Origin of the sequence: Pseudomonas sp. P1.31 (assembly GCF_001269815.1) — a bacterium.
Classification (GTDB): Bacteria; Pseudomonadota; Gammaproteobacteria; order Pseudomonadales; family Pseudomonadaceae; genus Aquipseudomonas; species Aquipseudomonas rustica.
In genome coordinates this window covers 98,312-119,982 of record NZ_LHVN01000027.1, presented here as the reverse complement: position 1 = coordinate 119,982, position 21,671 = coordinate 98,312, and the positions used below count along the sequence as shown (strand labels likewise).

The 21,671-nt window shown below is 59.6% G+C and carries 14 protein-coding genes; 7 read left to right on the top strand and 7 right to left on the bottom strand.

The features are described from left to right. Window positions 1-77 precede the first annotated feature (77 nt). Window positions 78-2,504, top strand: a complete 2,427-nt coding sequence (locus tag AD669_RS17335; protein ID WP_053121950.1) for a TonB-dependent receptor — start codon at window positions 78-80, stop codon at window positions 2,502-2,504. Window positions 2,505-2,660: 156 nt separating this feature from the next. Here the strand turns inward: AD669_RS17335 and AD669_RS17330 are convergent, their stop codons facing one another. Then, the gene (locus AD669_RS17330; RefSeq protein WP_053121948.1) at window positions 2,661-3,812 is read right to left on the bottom strand and encodes an MFS transporter; all 1,152 of its coding nucleotides are present in this window, start codon (window positions 3,810-3,812) and stop codon (window positions 2,661-2,663) included. Between the two features lie 240 nt (window positions 3,813-4,052). On the opposite strand from AD669_RS17330, the gene AD669_RS17325 reads away from it, so the two are divergent. Next, a complete protein-coding gene (locus tag AD669_RS17325; RefSeq protein WP_053121946.1) occupies window positions 4,053-5,033 on the top strand; it encodes a DeoR family transcriptional regulator in 981 nt (326 codons plus the stop codon). 374 nt (window positions 5,034-5,407) lie between these two features. Here the strand turns inward: AD669_RS17325 and AD669_RS17320 are convergent, their stop codons facing one another. The 4 genes from AD669_RS17320 to AD669_RS17305 form a co-directional block, all read right to left on the bottom strand. Then, entirely contained in the window at window positions 5,408-6,055 is a 648-nt protein-coding gene (locus tag AD669_RS17320) for a carboxymuconolactone decarboxylase family protein (protein ID WP_053121944.1), read from the bottom strand. Window positions 6,056-6,170: 115 nt separating this feature from the next. Next, complete coding sequence (gene codA, locus AD669_RS17315) at window positions 6,171-7,406, bottom strand: cytosine deaminase (RefSeq protein WP_053121942.1); 1,236 nt, start codon at window positions 7,404-7,406, stop codon at window positions 6,171-6,173. 15 nt (window positions 7,407-7,421) lie between these two features. Further along, window positions 7,422-8,693, bottom strand: coding sequence for a cytosine permease (codB, locus tag AD669_RS17310; RefSeq protein ID WP_053121940.1), 1,272 nt, complete (start codon window positions 8,691-8,693; stop codon window positions 7,422-7,424). A gap of 239 nt (window positions 8,694-8,932) precedes the next feature. Then, on the bottom strand, window positions 8,933-9,745 hold the full coding sequence (locus tag AD669_RS17305) for an alpha/beta fold hydrolase (RefSeq protein WP_053121938.1): 813 nt from the start codon (window positions 9,743-9,745) through the stop codon (window positions 8,933-8,935). A gap of 359 nt (window positions 9,746-10,104) precedes the next feature. Here AD669_RS17305 and AD669_RS17300 point away from each other — a divergent pair, with 359 nt between their 5' ends. Beyond that, window positions 10,105-17,139 carry a TcdA/TcdB pore-forming domain-containing protein gene (locus tag AD669_RS17300; RefSeq protein ID WP_172680128.1) on the top strand — a complete coding sequence of 2,345 codons (7,035 nt, stop codon included), beginning with the start codon at window positions 10,105-10,107 and terminating at the stop codon, window positions 17,137-17,139. A gap of 60 nt (window positions 17,140-17,199) precedes the next feature. Here the strand turns inward: AD669_RS17300 and queD are convergent, their stop codons facing one another. Beyond that, window positions 17,200-17,556 carry a 6-carboxytetrahydropterin synthase QueD gene (queD, locus tag AD669_RS17295; protein WP_007915588.1) on the bottom strand — a complete coding sequence of 119 codons (357 nt, stop codon included), beginning with the start codon at window positions 17,554-17,556 and terminating at the stop codon, window positions 17,200-17,202. Window positions 17,557-17,641: 85 nt separating this feature from the next. Further along, window positions 17,642-18,721, bottom strand: coding sequence for a hypothetical protein (locus tag AD669_RS17290; protein WP_053121934.1), 1,080 nt, complete (start codon window positions 18,719-18,721; stop codon window positions 17,642-17,644). A 244-nt stretch (window positions 18,722-18,965) separates the two neighbouring features. Here AD669_RS17290 and AD669_RS17285 point away from each other — a divergent pair, with 244 nt between their 5' ends. Genes AD669_RS17285 through AD669_RS17270 form a run of 4 tightly spaced genes read left to right on the top strand, consistent with a single transcriptional unit; the run spans window position 18,966 to window position 21,567 of the window. Then, window positions 18,966-19,274, top strand: coding sequence for a PepSY domain-containing protein (locus AD669_RS17285; RefSeq protein ID WP_053121932.1), 309 nt, complete (start codon window positions 18,966-18,968; stop codon window positions 19,272-19,274). Further along, on the top strand, window positions 19,274-19,585 hold the full coding sequence (locus AD669_RS17280; RefSeq protein WP_053121930.1) for a PepSY domain-containing protein: 312 nt from the start codon (window positions 19,274-19,276) through the stop codon (window positions 19,583-19,585). The genes AD669_RS17285 and AD669_RS17280 overlap by 1 nt, the downstream gene beginning before the upstream one ends. Before the next feature lie 3 nt (window positions 19,586-19,588). Then, window positions 19,589-20,257 (top strand): response regulator transcription factor, encoded by a 669-nt coding sequence (locus AD669_RS17275; protein ID WP_053121928.1) that lies wholly within the window; start codon window positions 19,589-19,591, stop codon window positions 20,255-20,257. Then, entirely contained in the window at window positions 20,254-21,567 is a 1,314-nt protein-coding gene (locus AD669_RS17270; protein ID WP_053121926.1) for a sensor histidine kinase, read from the top strand. Before AD669_RS17275 ends, AD669_RS17270 begins: the two co-directional genes overlap by 4 nt. The last annotated feature ends 104 nt before the right edge of the window (window positions 21,568-21,671 follow it).

The following is a 21,671-nucleotide window of genomic DNA, read 5'->3' as shown; positions in this document are numbered from 1 at the left end:
CATCGTCTTCCTGTTCAACTGCAACTGGTTTGCATTAACAGCCGCACACTCTTGCGATCCACAGGACTACGTTCGACGTGAAAACCACCACTGCCCACAATAAAAAATCCCCTTGGTTGCCGCTGGCCCTCGCGCTCGCGGTCAACGCTGCGATGCCGCTGGCGTTTGCCGGTGAAGCGATTCATATCCGCGCCCAGCCATTGGGTCAGGCGCTGAGCGAACTGGGCCAGCAAACCTCGCTGCAAGTGTTTTTCAGCCCTGATCTGGTCGCCGGCAAACAAGCCCCGGCCGTCGATGGCGACATCTCCCCGGAGCAGGCGCTGCGTCAGTTGCTGCAAGGCAGCGGTCTGGATTATCAGATCAACGGAGGCTCGGTAACGCTGTCGCCCGCTGCGACTTCCGCTGCGACCAACGGCCCGCTTGAACTGGGCGTGACCGACATCAAAGTAGTCGGCGACTGGCTCGGTGATGCCGACGCCGCCGTGGTGCAAAACCATCCCGGTGCGCGCACGGTGATTCGCCGCGAAGCCATGGTCGAGCAAGGTGCGATGAACGTCAGCGACGTGCTCAAGCGTGTGCCGGGCGTGCAGGTGCAGGATTCCAACGGCACCGGCGGCAGCGATATTTCGTTGAACGTCGGCGTGCGTGGTCTGACGTCGCGCCTGTCGCCGCGCTCCACGGTGTTGATTGACGGCGTACCGGCGGCTTTCGCTCCCTATGGTCAACCACAACTGTCGATGGCACCGATTTCATCCGGTAACCTCGACAGCATCGACGTGGTTCGTGGTGCCGGTTCCGTGCGTTATGGGCCGCAAAACGTCGGCGGCGTGATCAACTTCGTTACCCGCGCGATCCCGGAAAAAGCCACCGGTGAAATCGGCACCACCCTGGAAACCACCCAGTACGGCGGCTGGAAACACATCGACACCGCGTTCCTTGGCGGCACGGCCGACAACGGCATGGGCGTGGCGTTGTTGTATTCCGGCGTGAATGGCAACGGTTACCGCGAGCGCAATAACGGCAACGACATCGACGACGTGCTGCTCAAGACTCACTGGGCGCCGACCGATCAGGACGACTTCAGCCTCAACTTTCACTACTACGACGCCAGCGCCGACATGCCCGGCGGTCTGACGCAGAAACAATACGACGACAAACCGTACGACTCGGTGCGCGATTACGACCAATTCAGTGGTCGCCGCAAAGACGTGTCGTTCAAGTGGATTCGCCAGATCGACGAGCGCACCCAGGCCGAAGTGCTGACCTATTACACCGACAGTTTTCGCGGCAGCACCATCGCCGCCCGCGATCAGAAAACCCTCAGCTCGTACCCGCGTTCCTACTACACGCTGGGCATCGAACCACGGGTATCGCGGGTCTTCGATGTCGGCCCGACCAGCCAGGAAGTCAGCGTCGGTTATCGCTATTTGAAAGAGGCGATGCACGAGCAATCGAGTCGTCTGGCGCTGGTCAACAATCAGCCTGTCGTAACGCCGACGTCTGATGGCCACGTCTTCCAGGATCGCACCGGCGGCACCGAGGCTAACTCGGTCTACGTCGACAACAAGATTGACGTTGGCAACTGGACGATCACGCCCGGCATTCGCTTCGAACACATCAGCACTGACTGGCATGATCGCGCCGTGCTCGACACCGCCGGCAAACGCGTGCCAGAGAAAAATCGCAGCATCGAAAGCAACGAACCGCTGCCGGCGCTGAGCGTGATGTATCACCTGTCGGACGCGTGGAAGCTTTTCGCCAACTACGAAACCTCGTTCGGCAGCCTGCAGTATTTTCAGCTGGGGCAGGGCGGTTCGGGTGATCAGACCGCCAACGGTCTGGAGCCGGAAAAGGCCAAGACCTACGAAATCGGCACACGCTACAACGATGACGTGTGGGGCGGTGAAGTGACGCTGTTCTACATCGACTTCGATGATGAACTGCAATACATCAGTAACGATGTTGGTTGGACGAATCTTGGCGCGACCAAGCACCAGGGACTTGAAGCGTCGGTGCATTACGACATGGCGGCGCTGGATCCGCGTCTTGATGGCCTGACCGCCAACGCCGGTTTCACCTACACCCGCGCAACGTATGAAGGTGAAATTCCGGGCTTCAAGGGCCGTGATCTGCCGTTCTATTCGCGTCAGGTGGCGACGGTGGGTTTGCGTTACGACATCAACCGCTGGACGTACAACATCGACGGCTTTGCCCAGTCGAAACAGCGTTCGCCGGGTACCGGTGTCAACGCCGATGGCAGCTTCAACGGCAACTACATCACCGAAGGCACGGCGGACGGGCAGTACGGCGACATCCCGGGTTACGTGACATGGAACGTGCGTGGCGGCTATGACTTCGGGCCGCAGGTGTCGAATTTGAAGTTGGGCGCGGGGGTGAAGAACGTTTTCGATAAGCAGTATTTCACCCGCTCCAGCGATAACAATTCGGGGATGTATGTGGGCGCGCCAAGGACGTTCTTTGTGCAGGCCAGCGTTGGTTTTTAAAGCATAAGATAACTGATCGTTCCCACGCTCCGCGTGGGAATGCAGCCCGGGACGCTCTGCGTCCAAAAGCGGACGCGGAGCGTCCATTGAGGCATTCCCACGCAGAGCGTGGGAACGATCTCATGTAGGAGCTGCCGCAGGCTGCGATCTTTTGCTTCAGACTTTCAAGACTTTCCCGCCAATGGCCACAGCCACCAACAGCACCGCCATCAGCCCAAAGGCAAAGCTCAAGCTGCTGGCATGCGCGACAAAGCCAATCACCGCCGGCCCCGCCAAAATCCCCGCATAGCCCAACGTGGTAATCGCCGGCACCGCGATGCTTTCCGGCATCACCGTCTGTTTGCCCACCGCCGTGTACAGCACCGGCACGATGTTCGAGCAACCGGCGCCGACCAGCGCATACCCGACCAATGCCGCTTCCCAGCTCGGTGCGAACGTCGCCAGAAACAAACCGCCCGCCGCCAGCAGCCCGCCAAACAGAATGATCCGCGTGGCGCCGACGATCCGCACAATCCGGTCACCCATCAAGCGTCCCGCCGTCATGGTCAACGCAAACGCTGCATAACCTAATCCGGCATAGGCCGTGTCGATCCCGCGTTCCTGCGCCAGAAACACCGCGCTCCAGTCCAGCGCCGCGCCTTCGGTGAGGAAGACTATGAAGCACATCCCGCCGATAAACAGCACGATGCCGTGGGGGATGGCGAATGCCGGGCCCGAGCTTTCACTGCCGTAAGGCAGCATGTGCGGCACGCATTTGCACAGCGCCGCGATCAGCACCACGACCACCACCAGCATCGCGGCGAGCGGCGTCAGGCCGAGGCCGAGCAGGGCGCTGACGCCCGCCGCACCGACGATCCCGCCGAGGCTGAACAAGCCGTGAAAGCCCGACATCATGTTCTTGCCGCTGGCACGTTCGACGATCACCGCTTGCAGATTGACCGTCGAATCCACCGTGCCGAGCCCGGCGCCGAACATGAACAACGTGGCGACCAGCGCAGGGATCGATGACACCGTCGCCAGCAATGGCAGCGCCGCGCAAATCAACAACGTGCCACCCGTGGCCACGCGCCGACAGCCGAAGCGCGTAGCGAGAATCCCCGCCAGCGGCATTGCCAGAATCGAGCCGACGCCCAGACACAACAACAGCAAACCCAACGTGCCCTCATCTAGCCCGGCGCGCGCCTTGGCGTACGGCACCAACGGCGCCCACGCCGCGATGCCGAGCCCGGCGATGAAAAAGGCGATGCGCGTGGACATCTGTTGCAGGCGTCCGGGGACGAAGGTGGCTTGGGCGTTGAGGCTGGTCATATCGATCCTTGGCAAAAAACTTCGCGTCCCCGAAGGACAGTGATACGGCGTCGAGGTTCGATCGCCCGTCATCCGAGGAAGTACAGACGACATCCTACCTTCTCCTGTAGGAGCTGCGGCACGCTGCGATCTTTTGATCTGTGTTTTTCAAAATCAGAATCAAAAGATCGCAGCGTGCCGCAGCTCCTACAGGGGAATGCGGTTTACAGTTGGTTTTTTCGGTTGCGGGGATTACGAGTGATGACGCAGTTTTATGATGCGCGGGGCAATATCTACGGTGTGGTTTCGCCGCAAGCCTTGCGCGAGGCGGGCATTGATCTGCCTGCCAGCGCTGCCGAATGCGCATCCTTGCGCCAGTCCTGGACTGAGGCCGCTATCAAACGCTGCTGCGACTGGCCCGATGGCCAGCGCCCAGCCAACAGCAAATCCCACCGCAGCGACGGCCTGCTGATCGGCCCGTTCCAGACCTCGCCGCCGTTCGATGTGCTGATCGTCAACACCGACGGCACCCTCGCCGAGCGCAGTGGCAACGGTCTGACGATTTTCTCCCAGGCAGTGACCGAGCAAGGATTGCTGCGGGAGGAGGGCGCGTTGTTGCGCGTTCATCACGACAAAGGTGACGCGGTGGAAACGTCGGTGAAGCCTGCCGACGTCGCAGGTGTGCAAGGCTTCTGGCTCGATCTCGGTCAAGCGGATTTCGGGCCGTGCGCGGTGGGTGCGCAGGGCGTTGAAAGTGTTGATTTCAATAGCCGGGAGGTCAGCAGAATTCAGCTATTGGCGGCACTTGATCCGACCTGGGAGCACAGCCAATTTGTGCGCATCGGCAATCCACATTGCGTGACGCTGCTTGGCGACAAGTCGGCGTTGCCGAGTAACGAACAGATGCGTGAGTCGCCACTGAATGAAGGCCTGACCCAGATCGCCTACGCCATGCCGACCGGCGTTGGCGACCCGTGTACGGCGGGCGTCAATCTGCAATGGGCGGCACGTGATTCCGAGCAGCGCATCGTCGCGCGCGTCTTCGAACGTGGCGAAGGGCCGACGGCGTCATCAGGCACCAGCGCCAGTGCGGTGGCGTGTGCGGCATGGCGGGTGGGTTGGGTTGAAGCGGGTGAAGTGCAGGTGGTCATGCCCGGCGGCACGGCACCCATTTTGCTGGAAGCAATCGACGGCGAGCAGGTGCGCGTCAGGTTGTTTGGTACGGCGCGGTTGATCGGCTGAACTCGAAACCGCCATCGCTGGCAAGCCAGGCTTCCACAGGGTTTTGTGCTGAACACAAACACAATGTCCACCGACATAACCCCTGTAGGAGTGAGCCTGCTCGCGATAGCGGACTACCCTTCAAATCATATGTTGCCTGACACACCGCAATCGCGAGCAGGCTCACTCCTACAGTGGCTCAGATGTGAACACAAACACCAGTCCAAATACATAACCCTGTGGGAGCGAGCTTGCTCGCGAAAGCGGTATGTCAGTCACGTTGATGTTGAATGTGCGGGCCTCTTCGCGAGCAAGCTCGCTCCCACATTGGATTTAGGTGCATACAAATAATGTGTTCACCCCAAAACCCTGTGGGAGTTTGGTTTGGTCACCCTTCAGTGGGCCTTGAACAACGTCACCGACACCACCTGCTCACCCTGCACCTCCAACCGCAGCAATGCGCGGGGCGACGGCTCATCCTCGAAACACTCAACAATCACCGCATGCGCCGAACTGGCCTGCAATGCCAGCTGCCGCGCATGTTTCAACAGGCGTTTCACCGCTGCACTGACCGGCATCGGCGCGTGCCCGCCGCGCACTTGCTCACAGAATTCCAACGCGATTTCACGGGGTGTCGGTGCCGGCGGTGATGCCAACCCAGACTCGTCGAACAGCCGATTGAGTTGTTCCGCCGCACTCACCGCCCGCGGAAACCCCGCGAATGCCGAGGCCTGCAACAGCACCTCAGTCATTTCACCGGGGGCCAAACCCGAGGCCAGCCCTGTCTTGAGGTGCACACTCAATGGCGGGCCGACCATGCCCGACGCCACAATGGCTGCAAACGACACCGCTTCCCGCAGGCGCGGATCGAGGCCCGGGCGGGCGTGCAAATGCCCGTAGACCACGCCAACTGCCAATTCACCCAGCGCGGGCACGGTGTGAAACAGCGCATCGAGCCGAGCGCCGCCGTCGGGTACAAGTTCGGTAAACGTCTGTCGGCCTTCGTGGTACAGCGAGGCCATGGGTGAGGGTGTGTGGTTCATTGGGAAATCCTCAAGAAAATGAGGATGGCGGCTGATCAACTACGCACGAACTTCAGCATGAAGGAGCATCCATCGCAGGGGTTGCCGGCGTCATTGCGACGCCGGTTTCTTCACCTTAGACGAACTCCACCACCGGCATCTGCCGTTTCATCAGCACTTTGCCGGCGCGAATCGAATACAGCGGCAAACCCTGACTGCGGATCACTTCATAATCACTGTCCGCCGACAGAATCAGCAGGTTCGCCGGGCGCCCCTGTTCCAGCCCATAACGCTCGCCCAGATGCATCGCTTTGGCGCTATTGTCGGTGACCAGATCCAGCGCACTTTGCAGGTTGCGATAACCGAGCATGTGGCAAATGTGCAGCCCCGCCTCAAGCACCCGCAGGATGTTGCCGTTGCCCAGCGGATACCACGGATCGACGATGGAGTCCTGACCGAAACACACATTCATCCCGGCTTCGAGCAACTCGTTCACCCGGGTGACGCCACGGCGTTTCGGGAAGTTGTCGAAGCGCCCTTGCAGGTGGATGCTTTCGGTTGGGCAGGAGACAAAACTGATCCCGGAATGCCCGAGCAGACGGAACAGTTTCGCGCAGTAAGCGTTGTCGTAAGAACCCATCGCCGTGGTGTGGCTGGCGGTGACGAGGGCGCCCATGTCGCGGCTGCGTGCTTCTTCGGCGAGGACTTCGAGGAAGCGTGAGTGAGGGTCGTCGGTCTCGTCGCAATGCACGTCGACCAGGCAACCGGTGCGCTCGGCCAGATCCATCAGAAACTTCACTGAACTGACGCCTTGATCGCGGGTGTACTCGAAATGCGGAATGCCGCCAACCACGTCAGCACCCATGCGGATCGACTCTTCCATCAACTCGCGGCCATTGCGGAACGACTCGATGCCTTCCTGTGGGAACGCGACGATTTGCAGGTCGATCAGATGACGGCTTTCTTCGCGCACTTCGAGCATGGCTTTCAGTGCGGTGAGTTGTGGATCGGTGACGTCGACGTGGGTGCGCACATGCTGAATACCGTGCGCGGCGAGGGTCTGGATGGTTTTCTTGGCGCGGGTCTTGGTGTCTTCTTCGGTGATGGTGACCTTGCGCTCGCCCCAGCATTCGATGCCTTCAAACAGCGTGCCGCTCATGTTCCAGCGCGGTTCGCCGGCGGTGAGGGTGGCGTCGAGGTGAATGTGTGGCTCGACGAAGGGCGGCACCACCAGATTGCCGCCGGCGTCGAGGTCGTCGGGGCCCAGCGTCGGCGCTTCGGTCTGCCGGGCGATGCTGCGGATCAGGCCGTCTTCGAGGTGCAATTCGTGCAAACCTTCCTGGTTGCGCAAACGGGCGTTGATGATGTGCATCAGGCGAATCCTTTTTTATAAGTCTTGTAGTGGCGCGGCCGCGCTGCGAGCGCCGAGCGCGCCGGTGACGATGACATACGTTAACGCGGCAGCGGCGATGCCTACCAGCGGCGCAACCCATGGTGAGCTGAACGCGGCGACGGTGCCGACCGCGTAAGCCCCGAGGCCCGGCCAGTTGAACGCCGGCAACCGTGCGTCGGCCAGGCGTGGATAGTGCCCGCGCCAGCGGTAGAAAAAGTCGGCCATGATCACCCCGCCAATCGGCGGAATCACCGTGCCGAGCAGAATCAGGTAGGGCACGAGCATGTCGTACATGCCGAGCAACGCGAGCAGGGTGCCGATCACCGCGCCGGCCAGCGTCACGGTCTTGCGCCGTCCGGTGCGCAGCAGGTTGCAACCGGCGACGGCGAAGTTGTAGATGGTGTTGTCCTGCGTGCTCCAGATGTTCAGCAACAGCATGGCCATCGCGGCCATGGCGAAGCCTTGCAACAGCAGCACTTCAACCACGTCCGGCTGTTGATAGACGATGGCGCCGTACGCGCCGATCAACACCATCAAGCCGTTGCCGATGAAGAAACCGATCAGGCTGGCCAGCACCGCGACACGCGCCGAGCGCGAGAAACGCGTCCAGTTGGTCGCTTGCGTCGCGCCGCTGACGAAGGTGCCGAACACCAAAGTGATCGCCGTCGACCAGTCCAGCGAACCACTTGGCACGACGCTGAGCAAACCCTCGAAGCCGCCGACTTTCACTGTCGCGACCCACATCGACAGCATCAGCAGCAACATCATCGCCGGCACCGCGATGTACGACAGAATCTCCAGCCCGCGATAACCGACGTAAGCCGTGGCACAGAACACCAGACCGAACAGCACCATCAAGCCAAGCACCGTGCCCTCATCGAGATCGAAGTATTTGCCGAGCACCACCGCAGCGGTGGCAGTGCCCCAGGCGTACCAGCCGATTTGAGTGAAACCGAGGATAAGGTCGCTGAGTTTGCTGCCGACTTCGCCGAAGCAAAAACGCCCCATCAACACCGAGTTGAGGCCACTCTTGAAGGCGATGTAACCGAGGCCTGCGGCGTACAAACCCAGCAACAGGTTGCCGACGATGATCACCGCCATCATCTCGCCGAAACTGAACGCCACGCCGAGCTTGCCGCCGGCAAACATGGTCGCGGTGAAAAACGTGAAGCCCAGTAACACCATCGCCGTAGAGGCCAGGCCTTTGCGCGCGTGCATCGGGACTTCGCTGAGGGGGTAATCGTTGCCGGGATCGTTCTGCGTCATGGGGCGGTCCTTGCTGGAGAGAGGGAGACGCGGAGAAGGGTTGCAGTGGTCGTGCCATGTTCCGGTTGGCGCGGGTTATGTATAGACGAGACACGTGGATTAGCGCGAAATCGGTGCACCCGAACACACCAAAGCCCAATGTAGGAGCTGCCGAAGGCTGCGATCTTTTGATTTTTTTTTTAGAAGCAAGATCAAAAGATCGCAGCCTTCGGCAGCTCCTACAGGGGATTTGTGGTGGGTTAGAGGAAGCGCATCAGCGCAGCGACGATGGCTTCGGGGGCGTCTTCCTGGACGAGGTGGCCGGCGTTGGGAATCGGGTGGAATTGTGATCCCGGGATCATTTGATGTAACGCTCGGCCACGCTCGATGGGAATCCACTGATCGTCTTCGCCCCAGAGAATCTGTACCGGGCAGCGGATGCTCGGATACAACGGTTCTGCCTCACGGGTATAGCGCTCATCCATCTGCGCAATCTGCCGATAGAACGCCGCTTGCCCGGGATCGCCGAGCCACGGCTCTACGTAAGGCGCGAGTTCGTCGTCGGGAATCGCCCGGTGAATCGCCCCGCGAATGTAGGTCGGCACGACGGCGCGCTGGATGTAATCGGACAGACCGCTGAACGCTGCCTCATGCTGGCGCACGTGTTGTACGAACGGCGAGCCCCATGGCGTCAGCGCCACCGGATCGATCAGCGTCAGGCTGCGGTAATCCTTGCCATTGAGCAGGTGAGTGCGCAGCGCCGTGGCACCGCCAAAGTCATGGGCGACCACGTCGGGATTTTGGATGTTCCAGTGATCGAGCAACTGCGCCAACAACTGGTTTTGCACACCGAGGGAGACATCGGCGTCAGGTTTCGCGGAGCGTCCATAACCGAGCAAATCGAAGTAATACACGCGGTGCGTGGCAAAGAAGTGCAGCGCGATCCGATGCCACACGTAAGACGAGAAAGGTGTGCCATGCACGAACACCAGCGGCGGGCCATCGCCACGTACGGCATGGCGCACTGAGTGACCGTTGAAGTCAAAGACCTGATCCAGGAGCCAGTCTGTCATGGGGCTGTCCTCTTCGCGTGTTCAAGCCAATAGCATAATCAATAATCGGCCAATAGGTTGTGCCGCTTCTATTAAGTGTCTTTCTCAAAGTTTCGATTGTTTGTTGCATGTTTCCGTAATGGCTTGTAGTGCGTTGTTTTTGGTTTTTTTTGGGGCATGGCGTAGTTTTGTTCTCGTATTTAATTTCAGGTCGAATTTTTAACTTCAGTGTTTGTGAAGTTGGGTGAACGGCTGCGTGTCACTTTTATTTTCGAAGTTGTCGCTAAAAAGGATGTTTAAGAATGGCTTCAGAAAGTTTTGTAATCAGTGAATATCAAGAATGGCAAAAGATCGCTGCCCCTTCGGAGGTTGAGAGCATCTTGAACGCCTTCAAAGGCGCCGAACACTACGAAGCCGCGCTCAGGTATCAGGCGGCGGCGTTGTTGCAAGAGACATCGGAGGGCATGCACCAGACCATCAGCCTGTTCCGGGAAACGTTGCTGGCGTTGCAGAGTCAGGAGGAAGTTGCGGGGCTGGCTGATCTTGTGCGTACAGTGGAAAGTTATCGTCAACGTCTGCAAAACACCGTCATGCTGACTGCCCATGAAGTGCCGAAACACCTGCATTTTGTCTGGGTGGGCGGCGCAATGTTTGGCGTCAATCAGCGCGACTACTTCAACATCTGGAAAGCCCGGGCCCCGGCAGACTTTACTTTCAGTCTCTGGTACGACCCGGAGGCGTTGATGGCGTTTGATGTCAATCGCACCCTGGTGCAAGCCGCCAAGGCAGACGCCATGCTTTCAGGGGGCGATCAGCCGATTTCCAGTTTTGCCTTGAGTCAGTTGTACGAAGCGCGGTTGGCGGTCTTGCGGCGACAGGCCTTCGATTTCATCCAGCAAGCACAAGTACGCGGGCTGAGCCCCGATGAAGCGCGCATCGAATTTCTGGTCGAAGCATTTGCTCAGGACAAGTCGCAACTGCGGGCGGCGCGAGAGCGCTACTTGCAAAGTCACTTGGACATGGCCGACGAACGTGTGCAGGTACGCAATGCCCGGCAGGCGTTCAGGGAACACTTTCTGTGGTCTGCCTATGACCGTGAAATATCCTTGCGTGGCAACTTTGCGGCGGCTTCCGATGTGGTGCGGCTGCAAGCTGTGCATGGGGAGGGGGGTGTTTACAGTGACCTTGATTACTTGCCGCCGCTCGCTGATGAGATCGGTGGTATCAATATCGCGAAGATGGACTCGTCGGCGCGAGCCGGTGTCTTGCAGTTGCTGCTCAATCACAACCCGCAATTAATGCCTGGGCGCGATGGCAGTCGATATCAGGACGTGTTGGTTAATATTCCTCAAGCACAGTTTGCTGAACTTGAGGCGTTGGCGAAAAGTTTACCAACACTTGATCAGATTTTTGCACCGGTGAATTCGCAGTCCACCGCCACTGATATGTTTGGCATGGGATCACCGACCGATCCCGGTTCGCCCAATCCAAAGTTGATGAATGCTTACATCGTTGCGCATTCGCAAGCTGACATGACGCTTTTTACGATGAAACTGGTTCGGTATTACTACGACGTCATCGAAGCGGTTGAGCGCGAACTGGATAAAAAGGGCCTTGCCTGGGAGGAAGCGCAGGTACTGAGCGAGACGCAAACCAGGTTGGGTGAAATTGATTCGCCATTCGCCGGAAATGAAACGCTGCTACGTCTCTGGAAAGCGTATGAGTTTCGAATTATCAGCGCGATTGTCACGTATCACCGGGACGGTGTCGTACCGGGAGCCGGTGCAACGATCGATCTCACGGGCCCCGGTGCGTTACTGGCGGGGACGGAGCTCTTTGCCGAGCATCGATACACGTCGCGTGGGGCATTGCAGGTCAAAGCGTTACAGCACGTAAAATACGGCTACAACACGGCCACTGAAGAGGAGTTGATCAGCGGCTGGAAGGAGCGCGACGACAGCGAATCTTCCTGGGTGGCGAACGAACAACAAGCCTGGCGCGACGGCAAATTCAAGGCACGTTACACCGCCAATCTGCAGGAGCTGCTCAAACCGGCGAATACCCTGACCTTCAAGCGTGGCTGGCCAGTGGTTGAGGGCAAACCGGTACTGATCACCGCTATCGTGCAACGGCTGATCGATGAGCTGGGCGAACCCTTTATTCGGGCCATGACCGACAAGCTCAGTGGCGATGTGGTGTTTGCGGGCAACGCCAGCCTGAGTTTCGATGAGCGTCGTCAAATACGAAGCCAACGGATCGACGATATCCCGACGTCCGTCGGCGCACAGCACCCGGAAAATCTCAATGAACTGCTGGTGCATCTCGGGCGTGGTTCGCTACCCCTTGAGCAACTGAGCCCGTTGCATCGCGTGGTACTTGGCGGGCTGTTTGCTGCTGAAAGTCTTGATAGCGCAGGATTTGAACCCGCGTGGCAAGCCGCGCAAGCACTCGCCAGAGACAGCGCTGATGGCGGGTTATCCGCGCGTTTTGCCGCCATCGAGAAAACCTTGTCTGAGCGTCAGGCCCCGGCCTTCGTAGCGGCGCTGGCGCGTAACGTCAAACGGGGCGAGCAGTCGGCCCGTGAACTCAAGGTACTGGCGCTGTCGCGGTCGTTGACGCTAAGTCATTGGGGCCAATCCATTGCGCAAATCAATGCCACCGCGCAGTGGGAATATCGCACCCGGATCCTCAAGCAGGCAGCGCCCGTGCGCGAGCAGTTTTTCAAGGCGGGCGCGGTCTCTGCGCGGCAGATGCCCCAGGCCTTTCTGGTGCACGCGGCGGGTGATCCCGGCCGCCGTTGTTATCCGCTGGCGTTGCTGATGGCGGCGGCATTCAGCCGTGGTGAGAGCGCCGAACGCGCGCTGATCGGCAGGGTCGCCAACGCCAGTCTGGCGCCAGCTGACGCTGACTCCCGGGCGTTACTGTTGTCGCTCGATGAGCTGCGTGAGGTGCGCATGAACCTCGTCGGCACGTCACTGGGTAGTCACGATTTGCAGGGAGTGATGGCGGCGCTGGAGGCGAAAGCGGCGTCCAGTGTGCTGCTGCTCGACACTGGTAATCATGTGTTGCTGGCGGCCCGAGTGGTGAACGCTGGCAGCACGGCCTATCGCTTCTTTGAGCCGAATTTCGCGGTGTATGGTTTCGAGCATGGATCGGCGATGCAACAAGGCATCAAAGAACACCTGCTTCGCGATGGTGGTGAGTTGGCAAGGTTGTATGGTTTGGCGGATGCCGGCGATCTGCGCTTCAACGTGGTTGAGCTGAACACTGCCGCCATTGCCGAGACCGTGTTGCCCTCGAGTCTGCAGGTTGGCAGCTTGCTGGAGAACACTGCGCTCCCGGGGGTTGAGTCGATCAGTGTGTGGGAGAAGCAATCAGCGCTGAGGGCACGCTCGCTGTCGGAAAATGCCCGACTGGGCGAAAGCCTCGCGCAAGTGGATGCACGCTATCTGACGCAAGAGTTCGGTCTGGCGACGCGCCAATTGCGCAACGAACATGGGCTGCGCAGCGAATACATGCCGCTACTGGAAAGCGTCAAAAGCACCGCCGACGGGCGCTTTTCGCTCACCATGATCGACGCGCGACATCCGGCCGACAGCGTCCACATCAACACCGCCGATGCGCGCTTCTTGAAAGTACAAAAAGGCGTTCAGCAGTTGGTCGATGCGGTCTCCGGCAATACCGGCGGCCCTGGCGCGGAGGAGGGTGGCAGTCGGCTGAGTTTCGCTTTTGCCATCCAGACCCTGGTGACGGAAATGCGCGACCGCGAACGTCAGCTCGATGCCGGTTCGCTGCCAACGCTGTCCATCGCCCTGCAGGTTCAGGTCTATGTGAGCTATGCGCAACTGGCCTACGGCGTGGTGACAGACACGGTGCAGATGATCAATCTGGTGCGTCAGGTGGCACTCAGCGAACAGGCGTTTATCAAGCAGCAAACCTCGGTGTCGGGTCGGCTGTTGGGGCGTGTTTCGGCGGGTATCGGTATCGGTTTTTCACTGATCAATATCGGCTTCGACATCCATGGCCTGACGGTGGCAAGCAATGACGAAGAACGTTCGCGGCTGACCACGCAACTGGCGTTCAATCTGGCAGCGCTGGGCCTTGATGTGACCGCGTTGGCCGTGGGCGGAACCGTGGGTGCGGCAGCTTCGTTTTTGGCGGTGCCGCTGTTGGGGCTGGGCATCGGTTTCACGGCCATCGCCAGCAACCTTGGACAAATCAGTGACAAGGCACGAAACGTCGGCAGACATCTGTTGATGATTCACGACGCCTACGGGCTTGAAGGGGTAGAGCGTAAGGACGGTGTGCTGAAGTTTGCCGTGGAAGCGGTGATCACCGAACTTGATCTGCAGGCACGTCAGGTCAAGTTCGATAGCCAGCGGTTTTTCCCGTTGGAGCCGCACACCTTGGGTTTGCCTGGCTACAACTCGTCCCCTGAGCATCTGCATCGGGCCATCAATATTCGCGAGGCGATGTCTCGCGCAGGCACGCTCAAATTCGGCAAGACGGATGATCGGGGTATAGAAAGCGTCGTTCTGCCCTGTACGCCCCAGTGTTACTACGGGTATGAGTACCAGCTGGGTTCTTCAGGATTCAAGCCGGACGATGATCTTTACCCGCGCGTAAAGGCTTTGCATGAGGCTTACGATGGCGACCTCGAAGGCTACTTCGAAAGTTCTTCAATGACCCTGTATCCGAACATTCTGGACAGTTGGAAAAAACGCCTGGAATTTGCCAGTGACAATGACGAGCAGCGCTTCCAGTTTTTCTCCACCGCACCGTTTGCACACATTCTTTACAAGCTCCTGCCCGTCAACAAACCAACGACCATCACAGTGACACTGGATGATCAGGCGCGTTACCTGGTCGTCCCTGAATTGCCGAAGGAATGGCACAACCTGCTGAGTTACGAGATCACCGGTCAATCCGGGCTCTATCAACTGACACTGACGCCCGGTGTCATCACGGTTCGATTGAGCAAACCCGGCGGCTTGCATGAAGTCAATTGGTTGATCAGAGCCCCCTGGGCGAGCGAGAAACAGGTCGGTTTTGGCGGTGGGGATCTGATCGTCGGCGGCGTACGGGTCGCCGGCTTCAACGGTTTTCTGCTGCTCAGGGATGGCGAGCTGTTTCAGTTTGATCAAGAGAAAGACACGTGGATGTTGGTGTCGATCACGCTGAGCAAAAGTACCCCCGAGTTGCCAGATGCCAAGCCTGCTGACATGCCCACGGTGTTGGCGCGCCTGCGCACGCTGGCCAAAGCCAATCGACTGGCTGGCCGCTATGTGCCGCTGTATCACTTCGTCGTGCCGTTTAATCACGACGCCGATGTGCAATACACCACCGCTTACTACGACGTGGCACTGGATCGAGTGCTGTATGTGCGCGACATGCCGGCCGCATTGCGCGAAGGCGTGGCATTGGGCGGCGTTTCCGGGCAACAGGCGTGGTTCTACCACCCGGATTACGCAACGGTATGGCACGTCGATGCCGCCATGGGCCGCGTCAATCATGCTTATCGCCTGCTGAGTCCGCGCGAGGGCTCGAAGATCATTGGCTGCGAGCAAACCGCTGACGGCAAGCTGCGTGTTCTTCAGGAAATGACCCACGATGAAGACGCGCGCTGCACGCTGGAGTACTTGATCGCCGACAACACCGTCACCTTCGTCCACATCAGCGCTGACTACGCATTCAGGAGCGATACTGCGTGGTTAGGGAGTACGTGGGCGGGGCGGCTCAGTCGGTTGAGGAAGTCTGACCAGCAGTCCGCAGCGTTGGCCGGGGTCGAGGTGCCGCTGAGCACTTGGACATCCGCTCCATTCGTGGGCGTGCGTGGATCCTTGTTGGGCGATCCCGTGATGTCGGGCTGGATACGTCTGAGTGATGACCGCTTTTACGCCAATGACGGTGCGGATGATAAGGCGCCGGTGCAAAAAATCATGCTGATGTGGGATCAGTCGGACAATGATTCAATGCTCTTTTACGACGTGGCGAAAAGCGCGCTGATACGTGGTTCTTCCAATCCCGCAGGTCCGGATAGCGCGCTTGATCAAACCTTGATAAGCGATGTGGCTGAAGTGACGCAATCGCATGGTCGCTACATGTTGACCAGGGCCGATGGGCAGATGTTCGAGATCGATAAGGACGCTGCGCCGACGTTCATCGGTGTCGGCAAGCGTTGGCTCGACCATCACCCCGACTGGATTTCCGCGCTGCCTGCGCTGGTCATCGAGCACGGCAAACGACCATTCCCGGTGATTGGCCTGTCGCAGTTCAGCGAACACACCCTGCTGGCGGCCTGGTGTGTCGACGGCAAGCTGTGTGTGAGTCAGGTCAATCCTGGCAAAGAGCTGGCGTTGCTCAGTCTGACCCCGGATGGCCAGGCCGTATGGTTTTTCGATACCGAAGCCGGTCAGCTCTATCGTCAGGAATTCAGCAGCGCCGAAACGCTTCGCCAGGCATTTGCCGGGGGTTTGCGGCTGCTGCATCCGGAGCGGTTACCGGCGGCGCAAAAAGTATGGGCCGAGTGGTGTTTTGCCGACGTCGTCAGCGAAGGACAGCGGTTGTGCGGTCGCACCCGCGAAGGCGTCAATCTTGAACTGGTGGATGAGCAGCCAGCGCGGATAGTCAGCGTGGAAAATGCATGGGCTCGTGCCGATCAGAGCGGCTTGTCACTTCAGGCGCGTCTGCACAATCTGCTGGCGGGACACGCCCACGCACCGGTGCTCGCGGTTGAGCACAGTGGCGATCAGTATGCTTACTACCTGGTGGAGCAAGAGCAACTGTTTGTCCTCAAGGGGCGTCCCGACGGTCAGTGGGCGCAGTTCCTGGGGGTGAAAAACGTGTGGCAGACGCTGTTGTTCGATGCGCTGAACAAAGTGTTTTATCGCCGCGATTCGGATAACCGTTTCAACCTTGCGGCCAGTCACGCGGCGCGGGACGGTGAGGTGCTCACGCTGGAAAGCACAATCGATGTCGACGACTTGCAACCGTTGTTGCTTGATGGGGTCGAGACGTTGGTTCTGGCATTCGGTTTGAATGCGCAGACGTTCCGGGTATCGGACGAGGTCTGGCGACGGCTGGACTGTATTGTTGTCGATCGCCGGCATGTCTCCGAAGACGCTGCGCCGGGCGAGCATACGCTGCTACTGGAACGGTTCGGCAGTGCGCACTGGCTGGTGTCGGAGGCGCGGGGCAGCCTGTTGCTGGTCGATCCGGACACTGCGCAAACGTTGATTATCCGCGACGTCGAGCCACAGGATGGACAATTGCGGGTGCCGATCTACTTGAGCGTCGCCATTGAGGGGCGCGATCACCGGCTGAATGTCGAGCAACTGCTGAGCACGTTGCAGCAAGTGCAGAGAGCGGGGGAGGTGATCGAGTTGAAGACGCTGATCGACTCACTCAGCGACTAAGTCCGCTGAGCGAATAAAAAAAGGGTCGTGAGCAGTAATGCTCACGACCCTTTTTTGCGTTTATTCGCCGCGATAGATGCAGCCGCTGGTGCACGTCTCGTGAATACGGATCGCGCTGAGTTCTGGCAGCAACGGCTTCATTTCATTCCAGATGAATTTGGCCAGTACTTCGCTGGTCGGGTTTTCCAGGCCAGGAATGTCATTCAGGTAGTTGTGATCCAGACGCTCGTACAACGGCTTGAAGATCGCTTTGATTTCCGAGAAATCACGGATCCAGCCAGTGTGCGGATCGAGGTCGCCGCTCAGGTGAAGCGCCACTTTGAACGAGTGACCGTGCAGACGTCCGCACTTGTGGCCGTCCGGGACGTGCGGCAGGCGGTGGGCGGATTCGAAAGTAAATTCCTTGAAGATTTCCACGGTATTTTCGGCTCTGTTCAGATGGTGTTCGCCGCAGCGATTCGGGCAGGCGGCGAGTTTACCAGCTTGTGTTTGGCCGTGCTGACTAAAGGGTCAGCAAGCGCTCGGCGAGGCGACCGTTGGCAGTCAGTTCGAGGAACTCGTCGCCCAGACGGCGGCTCTCGTCCATCGCCGCGTGCCAGTATTTCTGCCGGCTCGGTGCGTCACCCATGAAGCGTTTGAAGTCGTTACGATCGGGCAGTTTGCCGTAGGGCAGACGCGCCAGATATTCCTTCGACGGCGCGAGCAGCAGCACGTCCTGCAAGCGCTGCACCGAGGCTTTGCGCCACGGCAGGGTCTTGTCGAACCAGCCCGGAATCACCCGGTCGGTGAAGTGCGGATAGAGCACGATGCCGTCACCGCTGTAGGGCAGATCGAGGTGATAGTCGAGCAGACCGCCGTCGCGGAAGGTGCCAGCCCCGGCGCCCGGCAGATCGCGCACGCCTTCCATGACCATCGGGATCGACCCCGAGGCCAGCAGCGCCTGACGTAAGTTGCCGGCATTCAGTGCGACGAAGCGCGACGGGAAATCGTCGAGCGCATTCACCGGCGGGGCGAGGCGCGGATCGTGGATGATCAGCCGTTCGAAGTGCCGCGACAGTCGCGCACGACCACGCAGGTTATCGGCGATCACCGAACCCAGCGCCAGACCGAGGCGACCGCGATGGTCATCAGCGAGACGGCCCTGGCTTTTCACCACCATGATGTTCAAGCGGTAATGCGCGTTGTCGAGGATGCTCGCGTCGCGGCCATCAAGCAGGTCATTGAGCATGCGCTGCGAGCTCTGACTGATCTCGGCCATGGTCACGCCTTTGTTGAAATTCTGCTCGGCGTAGAGCTCGCCGAGGCGGCGGATGCCTTCGGCGGCGTCCGGCAGGCAAGCGCTGGCGAAGCGCCAGGAACCGACCGAGGCGCCAATCAGCGAACGCTCACGCGGCGCACTCGGCAGCCATTCACCGAACAGCGCCAGATCCAGCCCCTGAATCCCTAACGCCTTCGGCCCACCGGCCGCACCGGGCAGGGTGCCGACGTCAGCGGCGTTCAGGCCCTGCGCGCGAATCCGCGCCATGGCCCGTGGGCCGGCCTTGAGGGTGAGGGCGGGGAACTTGATGTGGATGGCGGTCATACCGGTCTCGATCGTTAGCAAGCGAACAATTATAAGCACATGTTACAGAATCCTGTAGGAGCTGCCGAAGGCTGCGATCTTTTGATCCTGGCTTTTTAAAAACAAGATCAAGAGATCGCAGCCTTCGGCAGCTCCTACAGGAGATATTTCAGGGAGGGAGAATGATGGCAATTCAGTTTCAGTTAAGTTCATCTGGTTAAGGTGCCGACCGTGAGCAATACATAAAAAATACGGAGACCCCCTTTTGAAAACCCTGACTGCCCTGTCCATTTGCGCGATCATCGGCTTCACTGCCAGCATCGCCCACGCCCGCGATCTGGGCCCGGATGAAGCCCTGCGCCTGCGCGACGCTGGTACTATCGTTTCCTTCGAGAAGCTCAACGCAACCGCGCTGGCCAAACATCCGGGCTCGACGATCACCGAAACCGAGCTGGAAGAAGAGTACGGCAAGTACATCTACCAGGTCGAAATGCGTGATCCGCAGGGTCTCAATTGGGATCTGGAATTAGACGCGGTGACCGGGCAGGTTCTCAAGGATCATCAGGATACGTAATGAAGCTTAATGTTCGCGCCACCAGCCGCACGGCGCTGGCGCTGGTAGTTTTTTGCTCGGCGGCGATGGCCCGCGACCTCGATCAGGACGAAGCGCTGAACCTGCGTCGCCAGGGTGTCATCCTGCCGCTGGAGCAAGTGCTGCAGCAGGCAATGGATCGTTATCCGGGCGCCAAACTGCTGGAAGTCGAGCTGGAAGAGAAACACGACGTCTACATTTATGAGGTCGAGTTGCTTACCGTCGAGGGTGTCGCCCGTGAGTTGCACCTTAAGGCCGAAACCGGTGAATTAGTGAAAGACAAGGAAGATTGATCGATGCGTTTGCTTTTGGTGGAAGACCACGTACCGCTGGCGGACGAATTGCTCGCCGGTCTGCAACGCCAAGGCTACGCAGTCGATTGGCTGGCGGACGGCCGTGATGCGCTGTATCAGGGCAGCAGTGAGCCGTACGACCTGATCATTCTCGACCTCGGTCTGCCCGGTGTGCCGGGGCTTGAGGTGCTGGCGCAGTGGCGCGCGGGCGGGCTGGCGATTCCGGTGCTGATCCTCACCGCGCGTGATTCCTGGGCCGAGCGTATCGAAGGCCTGAAAGCCGGCGCCGACGATTACCTGACCAAACCGTTTCACCCCGAAGAGCTGTTTCTGCGCATACAGTCGCTGCTGCGCCGCTCCAAGGGCCAGTCCAATCAGGCGACGTTGCAAGCCGCCGGCCTGCATCTGGACGAGGGCCGTCAGTGCGTGGTGCGCGACGGCACCGACATTCAACTGACCGCCGCCGAGTTTCGTCTGCTGCGCTATTTCATGCTGCACCCCGAACAAATCCTTTCCAAAAGCCACCTCGCCGAACACCTCTACGACGGTGAAACCGAGCGCGATTCCAACGTCCTCGAAGTCCACGTCAATCACCTGCGCCGCAAGCTCGGCAAAAGCGTGATCGAAACCCGTCGCGGTCAGGGTTACCTGTTCGGCGGGCAGGCTTCATGAGGTCAATCCAGCGCCGCTTGAGCCTGGGGTTGATCAGCGTGATGGTGATCGTCGGTCTGGTGCTGGCGCAAACCAGTTTGTGGTTGTTCGAAGTGGGTTTGCAGCGCTACCTCGAAGCCGGCCTGCGCGACGACAGCGAAACCCTGTTGGTGGCGCTGGTGCGCGGCCCCATGGGGTTGCAACTGGATGAGCGGCACTTGTCGCCGGCGTATCAGCGACCGTTTTCCGGGCATTACTTCCGTATCGATTTTGCCGACAGCCACTGGCGTTCGCGCTCGCTGTGGGATCAGGATCTGCCGCTGCTGGATCAGCCCGGTCTGCACAGCAACTTGCAACTGGGGCCGGACGGTCAACGCTTGTTGGTGCTGCGTTCGGACTATCGGCGTCTGGGCCAGTCGATTTCGATCAGCGTTGCGCAGGATTACACGCCGGTCAGCGACAGCTTTCAGCGCATGCGCCAGATCGGTCTAGGTCTGGGGTTGGCGGCGTTGCTGCTGATTCTGTTTTTGCAACGGCTGACCGTGCGCCGCGCACTGAAGCCGTTGGAAAAGGCTCGCGAGCAGATCGCGCAATTGCAGCAGGGCCAGCGTTCGCAACTCGACGATCAAGTGCCCGTTGAATTGGAACCGCTGGTGGCGCAGATCAACCATTTGCTTGCGCACACCGAGGACAGTCTCAAACGTTCGCGTAATGCCTTGGGCAACCTCGGGCATGCGTTGAAAACGCCGTTGGCGGTGCTGTTGAGCCTGGCGTCGAGCGAGAAACTCGATGCCCATCCCGAGTTGCGCAGGATCCTTCAGGAGCAACTGGAGCAGGTGCAGCAACGGCTCAATCGCGAGCTGAACCGCGCACGATTATCTGGCGATGCGTTACCGGGGGCGTTGTTTGATTGCGATGCCGAACTGCCGGGGTTGCTGGCGACACTGAACATGATTCATGGCGAGCATCTGGCGTTGAGTTATGTCGCGCCGGCGGGATTGCAGTTGCCGTGGGATCGTGAGGATTTGCTGGAGCTGCTGGGCAATCTGCTCGACAACGCCTGCAAGTGGGCGGATGCCGAGGTGCGTTTGAGCGTGGTCGAAACGGCTGAGGGATTTGCCCTGAGCGTGGAAGATGACGGGCCGGGGATTCCTGAGGAGCAGCGCGCGCAGGTATTCAGTCGGGGAGCGCGGCTGGATGAGCAGACGCACGGGCATGGGTTGGGTTTGGGGATTGTGCGCGATATTGTTGATACGTGGGGTGGGACGCTGATGTTGATGGAAAGCGAGTGGGGCGGGCTGAAAGTGTTGATTGAACTGCCTCGGCGGTGAGGCTTTTAGAAGCCCCTCACCCTAGCCCTCTCCCGGAGGGAGAGGGGACTGACCGAGTTGGATGGCCGAGATACGCCGACTTGGGATATCGAGTCGAACTCAGG